At 58.1% G+C, this 16,653-nt stretch carries 8 protein-coding genes and 10 pseudogenes; 7 read left to right on the forward strand and 11 right to left on the reverse strand.

The window, feature by feature from the left end; translation table 11 throughout:
• Window positions 1-208: 208 nt before the first annotated feature.
• The 4 pseudogenes from QRQ56_RS26775 to QRQ56_RS26790 all read right to left on the reverse strand — a co-directional run.
• Window positions 209-1,332: pseudogene (locus QRQ56_RS26775) on the reverse strand (8-amino-7-oxononanoate synthase); the annotation flags it as partial.
• Window positions 1,333-1,335: 3 nt separating this feature from the next.
• Window positions 1,336-1,760: pseudogene (locus tag QRQ56_RS26780) on the reverse strand (aspartate 1-decarboxylase).
• 44 nt (window positions 1,761-1,804) lie between these two features.
• Window positions 1,805-1,942, reverse strand: a pseudogene (locus tag QRQ56_RS26785) (biotin synthase BioB); the annotation flags it as partial.
• Window positions 1,941-2,206: pseudogene (locus QRQ56_RS26790) on the reverse strand (chorismate-binding protein); the annotation flags it as partial. The pseudogenes QRQ56_RS26785 and QRQ56_RS26790, both read right to left, overlap by 2 nt.
• Before the next feature lie 257 nt (window positions 2,207-2,463).
• Here QRQ56_RS26790 and QRQ56_RS26795 point away from each other — a divergent pair.
• The 4 genes and pseudogenes from QRQ56_RS26795 to QRQ56_RS26810 all read left to right on the forward strand — a co-directional run.
• A pseudogene (locus QRQ56_RS26795) lies at window positions 2,464-2,820 on the forward strand (chorismate-binding protein); the annotation flags it as partial.
• A gap of 41 nt (window positions 2,821-2,861) precedes the next feature.
• Window positions 2,862-3,427, forward strand: a pseudogene (locus QRQ56_RS26800) (anthranilate synthase component II).
• Between the two features lie 319 nt (window positions 3,428-3,746).
• The gene (locus QRQ56_RS26805) at window positions 3,747-3,947 is read left to right on the forward strand and encodes a hypothetical protein (protein WP_438744157.1); all 201 of its coding nucleotides are present in this window, start codon (window positions 3,747-3,749) and stop codon (window positions 3,945-3,947) included.
• Window positions 3,948-3,967: 20 nt separating this feature from the next.
• Window positions 3,968-4,377 (forward strand): annotated as a pseudogene (locus QRQ56_RS26810) (hypothetical protein).
• Window positions 4,378-7,252: 2,875 nt separating this feature from the next.
• On the opposite strand, the gene QRQ56_RS26815 reads toward QRQ56_RS26810, so the two are convergent.
• The 5 genes and pseudogenes from QRQ56_RS26815 to QRQ56_RS26835 form a co-directional block, all read right to left on the reverse strand.
• Complete coding sequence (locus QRQ56_RS26815; RefSeq protein WP_438744159.1) at window positions 7,253-8,035, reverse strand: YggS family pyridoxal phosphate-dependent enzyme; 783 nt, start codon at window positions 8,033-8,035, stop codon at window positions 7,253-7,255.
• Window positions 8,036-8,605: 570 nt separating this feature from the next.
• A pseudogene (gene panC / locus QRQ56_RS26820) lies at window positions 8,606-9,462 on the reverse strand (pantoate--beta-alanine ligase).
• 14 nt (window positions 9,463-9,476) lie between these two features.
• Complete coding sequence (panB, locus tag QRQ56_RS26825; protein WP_438744161.1) at window positions 9,477-10,349, reverse strand: 3-methyl-2-oxobutanoate hydroxymethyltransferase; 873 nt, start codon at window positions 10,347-10,349, stop codon at window positions 9,477-9,479.
• Between the two features lie 449 nt (window positions 10,350-10,798).
• Window positions 10,799-10,948, reverse strand: coding sequence for a hypothetical protein (locus QRQ56_RS26830; protein ID WP_438744163.1), 150 nt, complete (start codon window positions 10,946-10,948; stop codon window positions 10,799-10,801).
• 36 nt (window positions 10,949-10,984) lie between these two features.
• Window positions 10,985-11,122, reverse strand: coding sequence for a hypothetical protein (locus QRQ56_RS26835; protein ID WP_438744164.1), 138 nt, complete (start codon window positions 11,120-11,122; stop codon window positions 10,985-10,987).
• 434 nt (window positions 11,123-11,556) lie between these two features.
• Here QRQ56_RS26835 and QRQ56_RS26840 point away from each other — a divergent pair.
• Window positions 11,557-12,147 (forward strand): annotated as a pseudogene (locus QRQ56_RS26840) (IS5 family transposase); the annotation flags it as partial.
• 207 nt (window positions 12,148-12,354) lie between these two features.
• On the opposite strand, the gene QRQ56_RS26845 reads toward QRQ56_RS26840, so the two are convergent.
• The gene (locus tag QRQ56_RS26845; RefSeq protein WP_438744166.1) at window positions 12,355-12,696 is read right to left on the reverse strand and encodes a transposase DNA-binding-containing protein; all 342 of its coding nucleotides are present in this window, start codon (window positions 12,694-12,696) and stop codon (window positions 12,355-12,357) included.
• 837 nt (window positions 12,697-13,533) lie between these two features.
• Here QRQ56_RS26845 and sbmA point away from each other — a divergent pair.
• Window positions 13,534-14,770, forward strand: a pseudogene (sbmA, locus tag QRQ56_RS26850) (peptide antibiotic transporter SbmA).
• 443 nt (window positions 14,771-15,213) lie between these two features.
• Here sbmA and QRQ56_RS26855 read toward each other — a convergent pair.
• A complete protein-coding gene (locus tag QRQ56_RS26855) occupies window positions 15,214-15,801 on the reverse strand; it encodes a GNAT family N-acetyltransferase (protein WP_094183269.1) in 588 nt (195 codons plus the stop codon).
• 437 nt (window positions 15,802-16,238) lie between these two features.
• On the opposite strand from QRQ56_RS26855, the gene QRQ56_RS26860 reads away from it, so the two are divergent.
• Window positions 16,239-16,625: an aldehyde dehydrogenase family protein gene (locus tag QRQ56_RS26860; RefSeq protein ID WP_438744168.1), complete on the forward strand. Its 387-nt coding sequence runs from the start codon at window positions 16,239-16,241 to the stop codon at window positions 16,623-16,625.
• The last annotated feature ends 28 nt before the right edge of the window (window positions 16,626-16,653 follow it).

A 16,653-nucleotide genomic window follows, 5' to 3' on the forward strand; every position in this document is an offset into this window, starting at 1 on the left:
TCTCACAAGCCTCGAGGCTTCTGGGTCTGCCTGAGCAAAGCACGAGAGGCGTCTAAGTTCTGGAGCCCCTTCACTGCCTATTGCCACGCCGGCCTGAATCGGTTCGCAGCAGGATTGCACCGAAGAGATGGGTGAGCCCGGCCGCAAAAACGTCTATCTCATCCGGTACTCCGCATCGGTCACCACGACCTGTTGCTCGAGCTCCATCTCTTCTCTCCTCGAACATAGCATCGAGCATTGCACGCACTTCAGCCTCCGCAAGCGTCAGTGAAATTCGCAGACGAGCCGTGCCCGCCGGCACAGTCGGCGGCCGGATTGCGCGAATATCGAAACCGCGCGCCTGCAGTCTCGATGCGAGCCGCATCGCACGCGCGTTGTCGCCCAGGATAGGGCACGATCTGCGACTCCGAGGAACTTCGCCCACTGGGCGCGCCAATCTCTCGATGCGTGAACGCGATCAGCTTGGCCAGCCGCTGCTGTCGCTTTGGTTCCTCCCGCAGGATGAAGAGTGCCTCCCGCACGGCGACGGCCATCAATGGTGAGGGCGGGGTGGCGAAGATGAATGGATGGCAACGATTGACCATGAAGTCGCGCAGCACGCCCGAGGCCACGACAAGCGCCCCGGCCGCTCCCAGTTCTTTGCCGCAGGTATGGACAACCAAGAGGTTCTCGCGCCTTTCATAAGGCGCTGTGAGCCCTCGACCCTGCTCCCCGTAAACGCGCGTGGCATGGGCCTCATCCACTACGACAAACGCATCATATCGATCCGCGATCGCGATCAGCTCTTTGAGCGGGGCAAAATCGCCATCCATGCTGGAGACACTTTCAACCACGATCCAGACGCGGCCCATTCCACCCGTGGCCCGCCAGTCACAAATTGTGCTTTCGACCGATTGAGTATCATTGTGGGCGGTTAGAGGAAACTCGGCCCGGCCAGCACGCGCCCCTTTCATGAACACCTGCGTGCACAAGAGAATCGAGAACAAGCAGATCACCCCGCTGAGGCAGCGTTGTCAGGCTGCAAGATTTGCGAGATAGCCCGCGGGAAAAAAAGCGCGCCTCCGCCCCAAAGAACCGAGCTGCTTCCGCCTCGGCTGTTCTTCGCAATTGCCACGCAGGAGCCGCGACCCGCCGGCCCGACCGGGGTGCCCGCCTCGAGCGTGGCCGTGACAGCCTTTTTCATGCGCGGCGCGCTCGCCAGCGCCAGATAATCATTCTCGATGTGAAATCTGCCCCACTGCGCGGCTTGAGGCAGCGAAGACGGTCGTCTTCGTTCAGGGCATGCAACTGCGCGACATAGTCGGCAACTTTGACCGCAAGGCTTAACGTCACTCTTCAACTCCCAGGATCGCGCAAGAAAGTCTGTTGGCCGCCTAGAGCAAGCTCAAATATCGGCCTCTCTTGGCTTCGACCTGGCAGAATGCGAGTTTCTCGATCGACGAACACAACGTGCGGCTTGAAAGGTCTTGCCTCCGTCTCGTCAAGCGACTCGTATGCCACGACGATAACCTTGCCTCTGGGCATCGCGAGTCGCGCAGCCGCACCGTTCAAATCTATGGAGCCCGATCCGCGGGGGGCTTCCACCACATAGGTCGCGAAGCGCCCCGGCTTCCAATCTTGTAGATCTCGACGCGTTCGTGGATCAGGAGTCCTGCCGCATCCAGCAGCGCACGATCATTCGAAACCGAGCCATCGCTGTCCAGATCGGCTCCAGTCACCCAGACACGATGGATTTTGCCTTTCATCGAGATAATCTGCATTGTCACTTTCACTCAAGTTACGGCACAGCTGCGCGCTGCCTCTTTCATTTAGTAGGCCCGGACGAGATGCCGAGCCGGTCCAGCAAGTTGGCATCACGGTCGCGCTGCGGGTTCTTAGTCGTCAACAGCACATCGCCGATGAAGATTGAGTTTGCGCCGGCTAGAAAGCATAGGGCCTGCACACAAGGAAGGAACGTCGATCGAATCCACAGTGCAAACGCGAGATAGTCGTTCCGCAAGAGGTCGACGATCATAGTGTTCTCTGCCGGGTCCTTTTCGGATGCGACCAGCCTATCAGCGCGGCGCTGGTCTTCCTTGGAATCAGCGGATCGCGCGATCGTACCTTTGATGGGTCGCGTTTCGACCTGTCGTCCGCCAAGCTTCAGTAACGGTTCCGGCGAGCTCGACGCAATGGTGAGCTTGCCGTAGCGCAGCAGGGCTGTAAACTAGCGACATCGCTCCTGCGGCACCCATGATTCGTCACATCGTCCTATTTGGCGCCAAGAATCAGGCTCAACTTGCCTTAGCATTCCATCATAGATAATCAGAGAAATTATCTATGAACTGTCGGTTTGGAGTCAGACTAGACGATGCGACCTACTCATGCCCTGATTTTGCGGTAGATAATCTATGATTGGCCCTGACCAAAACGCGACGACTGCGGGGCGCATTGCTGAGGCCATCGGTGAGCGCATTATGAGCGGCGAACTGCAAGCTCGAAACCTATGCCTCAGTGCACCACCTCGTGTCAGTCGTCACGGGTGAACTTGCAGAAGTCCAAGACGCCGTTTCCTTACTTCGGGCTTGCTTTCCCGGCGGTTCCATCACAGGGGCACCGAAGGTCCGCGCGATGAAAATTATTACGAACATCGAGGCTATGGCGCGAGAGGTCTGTTGCGGGGCGATCGGCTTCATCGGTTTCAACGGGCACATGGATACGAGTAATGTGATCCGCACTGTCACGATCAATGACTAACAAGCGGTGTTTCACGCCGGTAACGGTATAACCGCGATGTCAGAGCCAGAGGCCGAATACCAGGAGACGCTCGCGAAGGCGTAGCGCATCTTTGATGCATTTGGCGCTAAAACACCCGGTGGATTTTGATCGTCATCATCGACAACTACGACTCCTTCCTCTTCAACATTGCGCGCTATTTCCGCAGGTTAGGTCAAGCAACTGAGGTGTTCCGGAACGACGTGGTCGGCTCAGCGAACTTGTTCGCCTCAAGCCGCGCGCAATCGTTATCTCCCCGGTCCATGCACGCCAACGGAAGCCGGAATATCTACCGCCGTCGTCCGCGAACTTTCTGGGCGGCTCCCGATTCTCGGCATCTGCCTCGGACACCAGTGTATTGGCAGCGTTTTCGGCGGACGTGTCGCGCGTGCACGTCGCCCTATGCACGGCCGGTCCTCGTACGTAACGCATGATGGCCTTGGGTTGTTCAAGGACCTCCCCTTTCCACTTTGCGTCGGGCGCCACCATTCTCTCGTTGTCGAGCTCGATTAGGCCTGCGCGCCGCACCTCACGGTCACCGCGCGTTCGGACGAAGGCGCGATCATGGCCATTGCACATCGCCATCAACCAACCTATGGCGTGCAGTTCCCCAGAGTCGATACTTACGCCGAACGATCCTTCCTGGCTCGTGGCGAGGTCGTCACTCGGATGAGGCGGCACAAAATGGAGGAAGCCGCTGGCCCATTGCAGGGAGCCACCGCGTAGCGGCACCGTCATCAGAAAGAAGCATCGGGCATGGCGCAATTAGGGTGACAAGGAGAACTTACGCGGATTCCTGGAGCGAGGCCCGGCAGCAACGATGTAGGCGTCCTGCCAGCGCGAGCCGCAGACGAGTTCTCGAAAAAGCGTGCAGTGCCCCATGGGTTACGCTCGCGTCAGTGAGAAAACTCAAATTTTCGAGCGACCTAGGAACACTATTCCGGGCTGCAAGGTTCTTCGCCTCAGGGGCAAGAATTGCGGAGTTCTCTTTCATGGCTACGGGCGACACTCGACATATGTTTGAGCAAACCGACCCGAACGGGCTGGCCGAGGCTGAACAGCGCTTCAGGGAGCTGACCGGCCAAGGATTTACCGCCGCCACCCGGACCTCGTCCGGCGAGCTCAAGGTCACACGGTCATTCGACTGGACTGCGGATGAGACGCTATTCTATCCGCGCCTCGTCGGTGGTTAGCTATCTTCACGGAACGGCAAATGTTTCTGTTCAGGCGCAATGGGGCCGGCAGTCGTGCGCGTTTGGTCTATTGGAGCTTCATTAAGCAAAACGGCCCGGAAGCGCGTGCGCGGCGTCTTCTGTGGGATTGGCTGTCCCCAGAGCAGCGTGCGCAATTTGATGCCGAGGCTATTTCGAAGTCACGGGCTCTCACACGGGTCGACGATATTGAATTCACCAGGGCAGCGTGAGCAATGTTGTGGAGATCGACGAAAACGGCCAGCCAAAAATCGGGTGGTGCTTTGTTCCCGAACGCCCCCTGGTGACCGGCGACATCATGCTCGCTCAAAAGATCGCGCTCGAAACCGATGAAATGGCAGTGCTCGCGGTTGCGAATAAATTCTATCCGAATCCTATTCGACTCCCTCGACTGGTGCGCCGCGCCTACTAGCGTTGCTCATGGGTGGGCCGCTTGGTGCGGGCCGGCGAAAAGCGCCTGTACGTGAAACGACGGCTCTTTCGCGACAGCAGGTAAGCCTCGCCAGACTGGCGTTTTGTTGCAATGCGATCCGGCTATTAGCCGTTGGCGAGATGCCCTGCGCGCATTTCGCGCCAGGCATTTCTCAACCTCTGCATGGCATTTTCGAAGGCTCCGCGCAGCCATTGCGCGTGAGCGGTGCTGACGCTATTGGGGAGATAGCGTTGCGGGCCCGATGCGCTACGCTACGAGATCGCGCACTTGTAAAACGAACTCGGCGGCAGGGGTGGACCATCGCTACGTTCCGTAAGTTGGGTGTAGTTTCACGAGCGATCTCTCTGCGGTGATCAGCCGGATGCATAAAGAGTTGAAGTCATGCCTCGACATCAACGCTCCAGGGCTTGGCGGCGCTCTTTCCTTCAGCTCTATGACGGCGCCTCGCCTGTATTCGAGAAGCGAGCGCATTTTCCTGCAGTTCTTATACCTCAATCCAGCAAGTGAGATCGTTTCATGCACGACCTCCGCGCAAAGCGAATGGCGTCCACGCAGTCATATACTTAAACTTGTTCGGGGGCTTGATGATCAGGCGCTTTCTTGCTGCATGGCGAAAATTGGTCTCAGACATGGTCCACCTTGCGCAGTAGCAGCCGAAGGAAATTCAGCTAAACACCTGGCAGTGCGATCGTGCAGGGCGCCTACCGTGCGGTGGCCACTGGACGGCTGCCCGAGTCCTGCATGACTTGGCTAGGACGCTTCGCTTTCCACGAAATCAAACCGCAACTGTTCGGGATTACCGACGGCCAACTATGATTTGACACGTCGTATTCTTCACCGCAAAAGACAAGGCATACATCGACAAAGTAATCGAAGCCCTTTCCGTTCTCGCCAAAATCCCGTACGCACGCCGGCTTGAAGTCGCTCGCAACCGGCAAGAGTGACCGGCCAAACGAAATTGACGTGATCGTCTACGGTGAGTTCGACGACGAAGGCGCCTCGAAGCCTATAAAGCGCCGAGCTTTACCACCAATCGATCCGGCAGGTAAGCCGCTGCGAGAGCTACGTCTCGCGGCCGCCTACAGCTTGTCTGCAGATGCGGAGCCAGTATGTTCGGCAGGCCCTCGCTACGCGCGTGGTTAAGCTGACAGGCAGCAGGGGTTTTGGGGTGATATAACGCTCGCCTTCGGCGGGCCGAATTACGATCTTACATATATCGCTGAGCGACAGAGTCATGCAGTAGTGGAACTGCAGTGGATCGAGCCCGTCACAGCCGTGCGAGGCCTCTCGCATCGGAGGCACCTAACGTGCCTGGATAGCGCATCGAGAGACGCGGTACTCGGGCAGCATTCGCATATGACGTGCGATCCCTTCTGGGCTTATATGATCGCGGACGGGAAAGGTATTTGCAACGGAGAGACCATTGTGGGTGATCCGAGGGTGGCACTTCGCCCTCTGCTAGTGACAGCACTCTGGGATGATAGGGCGATCATGCTCTTGCCCATCGGAATCAAGCGACATACGACGTGTAGTTCCATCCGGAGTCGATACTCGCACCGCAAGGGGACGCAGTATTCGCAATCTTCCTACGGCTTGCAGAGCTTCCTTAAACGCGGTCGTATAGATCGGTTTCACAAATGCGCAGCTCGATAACATACCGGTCAACGCGAAAAGAGCAGTATTGCGGAAATATGGGTCGAGTTCATTTGATGCGGGCAGCACACAGACCGCTAGGCCGGTTGAACTTATCAATACCTTTCAGGTGCTCGGATCAATAGAACTCTATCACGTTTGAAATTTCCGGATGCCGTTCTAGAATTCTCAGGATAAGCGGCATCTGCTCGCGCGTTTTCGGGCTCTGCTTCTGCCGTGCCGATCTTGTAATTATTGGATGCGACCATCGCGTGGCACCGCCCATGATCAGAGTAGCCCGACCTGGTTTAGCCGCGGACGCTTAAATCGGGCGAGCGTCCGTAGAGTTCGCTCACGCGCGCCAGCGGTCTCGCTTCCCTCCGCTCTGGTTCAAAACGAGCGAAACGCCGTGGGCGGCACTTCGCGTAGAGCTTCTCCAGGCGCTCTCGCAGTCCATCTCTTGCACGTCCAGTGTCATGTCCAATCCTCTAGCGATAAGATCCGGCAAACCATGAATTTTGATCGGTGGGGCGCGGAGGCTGAAAAGCAGAAGGTTCCTGCTCGCTTGCACGCTCGAATCTCGGTTCCAGAATTAACCTCGACCCAGGGCATCAATTAATTTGGGGTTTTGATTGCGGCAACGCATCGTAGCGTTGCGTTCACGCACCGGACATTGCCCCGTCCGGGTTCACCCAATGCGAAGCCGGCGCGCCATTATATTCGGCGCGGCGGCTTCGTTGCCCGGCCACGCGCGTGCGCTCGATTTTGATGCGGGCGTCAAGAGATGGAGCGCTCGAGCTCATCGATATGGGATGGCAAATCCCTGCTTCTGCGAAGCCAGCACCCCTAACGTATCTTTAGGGCAGGCTAACAATCGAATATCTCAGTGACCCACCGAGCCCTGCTCACGCAGACAGTTGCGCGAGGCGTTCACCATGGAAGAGAACTCCGCAAGCCCTATCCCTGACGCAGAAGAACCTCGCGGCGCACCTTAGTGTTCCTGGTCGCGGAGAAATTTGCCGTGTTTTCCGTTGGGCGGCCCGCCTGCAATCGGCGAGGCTCCGGCGTATCGACTTAGAGTGGGTCCGCCATCGAGCCTGGTCAGCTCACAAGGGGCGTCATGCCGATCGTGACGGGGCGACTTGCTAGCATTGGTGTGGTGATTTTACTCTGCTGTTGGCAGGCGACGGACGAAACAGAACTCGCGGCAGGTCCCGCGGCCTCACTCGGATAGCGCGCTGGTGGGGAGAGGAAGCCCTGGCCAATACTGTCCGTCCTTGGTCGGCCGAGGTCCGAATATCGCCTGACCAACTCTTATGACATCGGCACCTTCCTCGATTGCTATCTCGAAGTCGCTTGTCATCCCCATTGAGAGGAGATCAAGTCGCGTCGATGTTCTATCGCGGAGTGCGTCTCGAAGCCCGCGCAGCAACTTGAAACATTCGCGAACCTTGTCCGCCTCTCCGCTCAGGACGGCGAGAGTCATCAAGCCGCGAGGGACAAGGGCTGGATAGTCGGACAGCCGAAGAACAAAATCCTCTACCTCGTGGGGCAGCAGACCGTATTTGCTCACCTCACCCGAGGTGTTGACTTGGACGAACACGTCGAGATGCCGGCCTTCGGCGCTCAGGCGGGCCTGGAGCGCTTCGGCCAATCTCAAGGTATCCAACGCATGAAACTCGTTCGCGAACTTGACCATCGATTTCACTTTGTTCGTCTGGAGGTGACCGATGACACTCCAGTTCAACGACAGGTCGGCCAAATCGCGGACCTTGCTCTCCGCCTCTTGGACCTTGTTCTCGCCGAACTCGCAAAGGCCGAGTTCGGATGCGATACGGATAATCGCGGCGGGTACGGTCTTGCTGACAGGCAAAACACGAACTTCTGAACGGCTGCGGCGAGCCCGCATACAAGCCCGATTTATGCGCTGCTCAAGCTCATCAAGGTTGGAGCGCAATAACGAGCGCGGATCGTCCGTGAATCGGGCGCTATTCATCTGCGACATCGCGAATTCCTCGCTTCCACGTCCATGGTGTTTGACATGGCAAAGGCCAATGATTTCGGTAGCACATAAAGCAGGGCCGAGTCCGGCTAGTTCGTCAGAACCTCTCACATCGACGCATAATCCAGGCCGTATCCCCCTCATAGGGACGATCTAATCCCAGACAAGGTGCTCCGGATCTCGCGATCCGCCATCGCCCAACTCGCCGCTCTGGCTCAGGGAGGACAGCACGGAAAGTTCTGTGCTGCTCGGGAGAGACAATTCACGCCCCTCCACTCACGAGTAAGGTTCATATTCGTTCAAAATCGGGGCAGTTCTGGTCTGACGACGCTGAGCGGCTTGAACTTTGCGCACCCAGCCCTTCATCGCTAAATCCATGTCCGACCCACATCCAGATGCTAAGGTTTGCGCTGCGTCGGCGGAACAAGGGTCGCGGAGTGCCCGACGCTCAAATCCCGGACCTGCACCGTCTCAAATCGCTGGGTTGGGCCCACGGCCTGAACAGGTGAATCGGTCGGCCGATCCGTGGATTATGACGAGAAGATAGGTTTATCGATTTGGTTCTGAATTGCGCTACGGAGTTGGTAGTCCCAGTAGAACGTTGTCAATCAGTCGGGTCGAACCAACGTAGGCTGCGACACAGAGCGCCGCCGGAAACCGCAGGGGACTCTCGGCGCGCTTGAGCGTATCACCGTCGACAAGTTCAAGATGTTGCAGCCGATCAACTGTCTCAAGTTGCCGCTCGGCGATCGCAATCAGCTTCTCCACCTCGCGCACTCCTGCGCGGAATTCTTCCGCCGCGGCGAACAGTCCACGACTGATGGCAACGGCTCGCCGACGTTCTTCCTTGCTGAGATACCGATTGCGGCTGCTCATCGCGAGCCCGTCCGGTTCCCGAACGGTTGGCACGGTGACGATCTTGATGGGAAGATTGAGATCTGTCGCCATGCGACGCACGACCGCGCATTGCTGAAAATCCTTTTGCCCGAAAAACACGACGGCCGGATGCACCATGTTGAACAGCTTGCACACGACGGTCGCCACGCCCCGAAAATGCCCAGGCCTGAAAGCCCCGCAGAGTGGTTTCGCCAGTTCGCCCGGCTCGACGAAGGTCTCGAATTGAGCCGGATAGACTTCCTGTGCACCCGGCGCGAACACAATCTCAACACCGGCATCGCGGCACAATTTTTCATCGCGCACGAAATCGCGAGGATAGCTGCTGAGATCCTCGTTTGGTCCGAACTGAGCCGGATTGACGAAAATGCTAACGACGGTGACATCGCATTGCGCTCGGCTCGCGTCGACCAGGGCCAGATGGCCATCGTGCAAATACCCCATTGTAGGTACTATACTAACCCGACGCGTTTGCCCGCGCTGCAAGCCTTCGCTAGCTCACGACGAAGCTCAGCGACCGTGGTAATCGTCTGCATCGTTGCACCTTACATCAGGTTGGGTTGGGAGGAGCCCAGGTTGCGATAATGTCACTCAGGCTTTCAGGAAGCCTATAGCACTCCTGCGGCGCCGGGAACGCACCGGTGCGGACATCGGCAGCCCAGCGCGAGAGCGCCTCTTGTAACATCTGAAAACCATCTGCATAGGCGCGAACGAATTTGGGCCGATGACCTATGGTTAGCCCCAGCACGTCATGGAATACGAGCACTTGGCCCGAGCAGTCGGGACCCGCGCCGATTCCGATGGTTGGTATCGATAGCGATTCGGTCGCTCGCTGGGCTAGCTCGGCCGGAATGCCTTCAAGCACCAACGCGAAGCATCCGGCCTCCTGCAGACGGTGAGCGTCATCGAGCAGCCGTAAAGCGTCATCGGCGTTCCGGCCCTGCACCTTGAATCCGCCCATGACATTGACGCTTTGCGGGGTGAGGCCGAGATGGCCCATGACAGGAATTTCGCAATCGACCAAGGCACGCACCATTTCCACGCGCTTGGCCCCGCCCTCGAGTTTCACAGCATCTGCGCCTCGCTGCAGGAACCCTCCAGCGTTGCGTATCGTCTCCTCCGGACCAAGGTGAAAGCTAAGAAACGGCAGATCGGCCACGAGCAGGGCGCGGTGCCTTGTGCGTGCAACAGCCTCCAGATGATGGTTCATCATTGCCATGCTGACCGGCAACGTGTTGTCGAATCCGAGACAGACATTGCCAACGCTGTCGCCCACAAGAATGATGTCGACGATGGGGTCGGCGATGCCTGCCGTAACCGCATCGTAGGCGGTGGTCATGGTGACACGCCGCCGCTCCTGCTTCCACCGCTGCAAGATTGGGATCGTGACCCGCTCAACTGACACTTCCGAAGCGTGGCTCATTTTCGATACGTTCCATCAACTAGGCGAAGGGAAATCCGATTGCGACGCGGCCGAGTATTACGCGCAAACTGGGACCATGCTTTCGTATGGAGGACAAGAGAAAACTGTCAACCGTGAAAGAAAGAAAGAAACATACGTCTCCAAGGTCGCGACCGAGTACACAAACATTCCAATGGTCGCGCGACCACCAAGCAAGAACTTCCAAAATTCAAATTGTCATGTGGAAGCACCTTGTGTCACGCCGCGCCTCAGGGCGCGCTGGGGCGGTCGGAGCCATTCCAGATGAGAGCGCACGGGACGACGCAGGGTGCGCTGATCTAGTCGTGCCGAAGCGCTGCGATTAGCTTATGGTCTTCCAGTGGCGGAAAGGTGAAGCTGTGGTCAGTCGGGGTCCGGGTCAGTGGTCCCGCCGACTCACGTCATGCTGTCGACACCGCCTTGACGCTTCACTAGGAGTTCGTCCGTTTCCCTGGTGTTGGCTCACGCCATTGCAGGCTGCCCGCGGCACAGATGATCTCTTGGTCGAGCCGCATCAGCGCTTGGCGAGCGATGTCGGCGATGTCAGAGCGCAGGGTGCTGGCCAGCTTGGTTGCCGCCACCCTGCAAAGCAGGTCGAGGTCCGACCAACCCGCAAGTCAATGACCGCGATCGCGTTCTTCTTCCGCCGATTCGTCAGCGCTGGCATCTACCGGATGTTGTAGCAGACGTGCGATCTGCATGGCACCCGCGACTAATGCACGCGGAGACTTCATCTGGCTTGTGATTTTTTGCATTTGTCGGCGCCTGGATAATGCTCTGGTGCTGCAGGTCGGCTGCGGCGCGCAAGCGGTGACATCGATTGTGTAAGAACCGACACAGCTGCGTGGCCGGCGCTGTTCGCCTGGCCGCTCAAGGCCAGTCGTCGAACATTTTGAGGCTCCTGCCTAAACTGAGATAGATCGGGACTTAGCGGCACGTCGCGGATATTTCACAGGACCGTGCAGCGTCGTGCTTGGCGTATTTGAACGTTCGACGGACTGCTGAATTTCCTTCAGGGCGGACTAGGCTTGCAACATACTATACCCCACCAACCCTAACCCTGTTGCAGCGAAAGCAACGGCCCGATGAACCTGCGGCCGATCAAACCGCCTCCTCGCCGCTCCGCCGATCGGTTGACGCAGCCAACCATATTCACACTTGCTGTTTTCTATTTTCCTTCCACAGCAATGGCCCTTACACGACGATCTACGAATCGCTTCATCGCTGGGCCAAGCGAGGCCGATGGTGCGCAATCTTCGAACCGCTGGCCAAGCCTGGCGAAGATGGTGTTGTGCTGTAGCTCGATTGGACCTCGGTTAAAGCTCACCGGTGTGCGTCCGACGGAAAAGGGGGGAGCACAATCAAGCAATCGGCCGCTCGCGCGCAGGCCGCACGACGAAACTCCATACGCTGAGCAATCCCTTTGCCGGCCGGTCGTCCTGCATCTGATGGCAGGCCAGGATGTCGATATCGCAGCGGCTCCCGATGTCCTGGCGCTCGCGCCACCTATCAGTGCGCTCCTCGCCGACAAAGGGCATGACGGCGACAAGCTTCGCGGCGAAATCGTTCGTCGCGGCGCGAAACCCGTAATCCCCAATAAATGTAACCGTGTTGTCGTCCAGCGCATCAACAAATGCGCCTACAAAGGCCGAAACGTCTCGAACACTGCTTTTGCAGGCTCAAGGACTTCCGGCGCATCGCCCCGCGGTGCGACAAGCTCGGCCGGAATTTCTTGGCCGCTGCGCATCTTGCCGCTCTCGTCGCATATTGGCTCAATTGAATCTGGATCCTAGTCTTCTTGAGCGCGGCGGCCCCTTGAATTTCTTCTGGGTCCGGAATTTGACGGCGGCCAGCCCAGGCGGAGCCCTTCAGTCGTCACCGCCAGGCTCGAGTGCATCAGGATGCCGCAAACCGTGTGCGAGCTCAGGCAGCCCGCCTTGTCCCCGGCCGCTGTTTATGCTCTTCGTGATTCCGATCGGTCGGAGTTCTATCTTTGATAGCTGAACTGGGTCGTATCATCGAGCACTAGAACCGGACCGCCGGCGGCAATCGTGCGCTCACGCGCCGATTGAAAGTGGCCCGCCAGAATGTCCGCTTCGCTGACCTGGTCATTAGAGAAGAAGCGATAAGCTGCCTTGGTATTCGCCCAATTGGCAGACGAGCGGAATACTTTGTCCGATGGCGCTTCCAATCTGCGTGAGCAGCGGAATCTGTCGCCGAGCCGCGCGTCCCTAGACTGGCATCCACTAGTCTCTCGATCAATCCAACATTCACCGCCTACAAATCGCAAACGGCCTTTTGCCGATCGATCCCTCAATGTGAGCCCCATAGAGCACCCCCTCGCGCATCAGGTGCTCAGCAAGGAATCACAAGTGATTCTTCAAGATTTTGCTGATCGGCGGATCAGCTCAAGCGGAGAAAGTTATGGACAATTGAAAGCCGGTCAACCGCGCCAGTCGCGGCGCTCCGCGCCGTGCCTGGCGCACCAAAATAGGCCCCGGCCCATGGGCCAAGGCCTTATCTACCTTTTGAACGATAGATCAATATTTGAGAAGAATCGGGCCGCCAAACTTATAGTTGAGCCGTGCAGTCAGAAGATCCAAATCTTGGCGGACGCGGTCGATCCCACCAGCGGGCTCGGTGAAGCTGACCATGGCACTCATCTCCAACAGCGTCGCAATCCACCTTCGGGTGCGAGCATAGATTGCGACCGCTGATTTCAGCGGAGTAAGCGCACGCAAGTCAGATCGTCGCAAGCCACACCGCAAGTGAGAAGAATGAAGCGGTTTGCAAAACTCTTGCTCTTGTCCCGTGCCGCCACTAAAGACCCCGTTACGACCATGCTCGTGTTGCACCCACTGGCTCCGAGAGATCAGATGACTATTCGATTGAATCAATGTCCTGCAGATGCTGACCCGTTCGTCGCAGATGCCGCTGTGTCCCGCGGTCGACAGAGCATGCGAAACACAACCTCCGCCCTCGGCGGATGCAGGATGCGGCCCGAAGGATTTTGCTTATTGGTTGAGCGAGCCGTTCTCCACCCGAGGCTTCCTACCACACCGCCAATGCCGAGATCGCCGATAACGCTTGCCGACCGGTGGTGGCCAGCGGCCGCGGTGTGTTCATCTTCTGAGCTGAAGTTCTGAGTCGATAAAGGACAGCGAGTATGTTCGTTTCATTCTTCCCTCGACCAAAGTTGTTCTTTGCGTCGTCAATTCTTTGGACGGCATTGGCGATGGCGTTTTGGTATGTATTTGCCGGCAATCTCTTTCAAGCCCCGGAGAAGCCGGTCGGGCTTGCGACGTTCTGGTCGGCCTCGGCGCTGTGGTTTGATCTCTATTTTGCGCCTGGCCGTTACGGTGTTCGCGGCTGCATGGATGTTATTTGCCCCGCATCCCTGGGCGACGTGGTCCATTCTTGGTTCGGCGCTGATCCTGTTCACCTCTTACTTTCAGGTCCAGGTCTCGGTCGCGATCAACAGCTGGTATGGACCGTTCTACGACCTGGTCCAGGCTGCGCTTTCAAAATCGGCGCCGGTCACGGTTGAGCAGTTCTACAACGAATTGTCGACCTTTGCCGGTATCGCGCTCGTGGCCGTCGTGGTCGGCGTGATGACGCGATTCTTCGTCAGCCACTACATCTTCCGCTGGCGCACGGCGATGAACGATTTTTATGTCGCCAACTGGCCACGGCTGCGCACGATCGAAGGCGCCTCCCAGCGCATCCAGGAAGACACCATGCGTTTCGCCAGCACCATGGAAGGTCTAGGCGTTAATCTCATCAGCGCCGTGCTGACACTGTTGGCCTTCCTGCCGGTTCTGGTGAGGCTGTCCAGCAACGTCACGGAGTTGCCTCTGTTCGGCTCGATTCCCTATCCGCTGGTGTTCGCCGCGGTGATCTGGTCAATCCTGGGCACCGGCGTTCTCGCGCTTATCGGCATCCGCCTGCCCGGAATTGAATTTTTCAACCAGCGGGTCGAAGCGGCCTATCGCAAGGAGCTCGTGCTCGGCGAGGATGATACGGCGCGTGCCAATGCGCCGACATTGAGCGTGCTGTTTAGAGACATTCGCAGGAATTACTTCCGGCTCTATCTGAACTTCATGTACTTCAATATCGGCCGGATCGTCTATCTCCAGACTGACGTCATCTTTCCTTATCTGCTGCTTGCGCCCACAATCATCGCGGGCAAGATCACCCTCGGCGCGATGAACCAGATCCTCAACGCGTTCACGCAAGTACGAACCTCGTTTCAGTATCTCGTCAACTCCTGGAGCACGATCGTCGAACTGATCTCGATCTATCAGCGGCTGCGGAGCTTTGAGGCAAAGATCCATGGTGGGCCACTGCCGTCGATCGAGACACAAAAGGAGCGGCCTCATGATTGGCGTAGCTGCAGGAGTTGACGAAACCCGGCCCTTGAGCCGCTTGCCGCAGACCCGATCCGACGCCCCACACTGCGGTCATCGCGTCCCTTGATCGTAGCCCCATATCAACGCTTGTGCTCTCGCGGTGCCTAGACCGGCCTCGGTCCAACTGTTGCGCGTTCCCGAATTGCACGCACCGCATACTTGCGATGCCAGCCGGTCGTCGCGCATATCGCATCGAGATGCGCCTCTTTTCGCCCCGGTGGCCGACCGGCAACGATCCCTTTCGGCCGACACCACCTGCCGCCCCGCGCCCATGCTGATCTTTCCCGCCATAGACGCCACCGGACCAATTCGATGGCAGCCACCCAATCACCGGCGAGAAGTTGTTCAGTAACAATCCGGATGGGGCAATGCGCCTCAGTTCGGCGTCTCAAGGACGCTTCGGGAGCCGCAGCATGCGAAGCGTCTCCGAATTCCGCTCACCGCGTCTTTCGCAACATCGGCGTAAGTGGAGGTGAGCAACCGTGCTGTATCTCTCCAATAATCTTGAACCCGTGGCGTTGGTAAAAGGGAATGTTTTCAGGATTCGAACTTTCGAGGTAGGCAGCGAGGCCCTGCTCATCACAGCGTTGAAGAGCGTACTTCATCAGCAATGTGCCAAGCCCTTGTCCGGCCCAGTTCGGATCGACAGCGATCAGGGGCAAATACCAATGTGGCTCGGAGGGATGATGTTCGGCCATTCCCTGGCGCAGGTGTGCCATATGTTCGCTGATTTCAGGGCGCAGGGACAGCGCCATGATTGCGTCCAGCGCATCCTCATCCTGCTGCACGCCCGGAGGCAGCCACAGGGCCGCCGCGCGAGTCTCTCCCGTGACGTATGCTGTGCCATGCTCGAATGCTCGTCCGCCACAGGCCTTGATGAACTGAGTCATGCTGCCAAGATATTGCCCAGGGTCCGGCCAACTCCAACGCATCAAAGGATCGGCGGCAAAGCCGAGGACAATCGTCCAGACGATTCTTGCCCGGATACTTGCGTTCGCCGAGGTGACGCCCGGCTCTCTTGTCATGCTTCACCGCTTTTGGATCGCAGAGTTGAAGGTTGGAGCACAGGACCGATACCTTGGACGTGAGCGGAATGGATGTGCCCCCGAACATTCATCGGATCCCTTTAGTTTCCGTCTCCCGCTCTCATCCTGCCTCAGAAGACCGCCTTCGACGGCCGCTTCGGACGGAGGTTCCTCGCTGGAGGCCCTGACCCTTGGGGCTGGATCTGGATCTGGCGAGGACTTGTGTTTTTCGCCATGAGAGCGTCATTTGGATCCAGCGCTTTCCGAAGGAAGGGTCCGTTTTATCGGCGTCGACAACTCTGCCAGCCTTCCGAAAGCAGCGAAAAGACGATTTGAGCTACAAGGTGATCTTGTTTCGCCAAATGTTGCGAGTTGCATTCGCTCGACGAGTCTAAGCACCGCAGTATAATTTGGAACCTGCCAACCCAGGTAGGTGCTTGGCATTCGCCCTAAGGATTGCCAACGACTTCCCCTTCGGCCTTGCTGCAGCGATCCGCACCCGTGACGTCGCCCGCGCGCATCGAGTTGCCCCTTCGTCGGCCGGCGTCGTCTGGGTCAACGATCATCACCGGTGCTCGACCCCGCCTCGCCTTGGGGGGCCTCGGCTATTCCGCCACCGTCCGCGAATACGCACCGAAACCTTCGACAACCACTTCAACACTAAGAGCGTGATGATCGCCACGCACGAGCAGCCGTTCGACTGGTATCGCGACACGGCCAACCAGAAGCGGCTGAACAGTGTTGCTCCAGGTGCGAACTGCGTTTGCCACGCCCACAGCCTCCGGCCCAAACCGATGCGATTGTCCCCGAAGCGGCCCCACTGAGCGAAACCTGCGGGCCAAAACGTCAGCG

Origin of the sequence: Bradyrhizobium sp. U531, from assembly GCF_051710265.1 — a bacterium.
GTDB lineage: Bacteria > Pseudomonadota > Alphaproteobacteria > Rhizobiales > Xanthobacteraceae > Bradyrhizobium.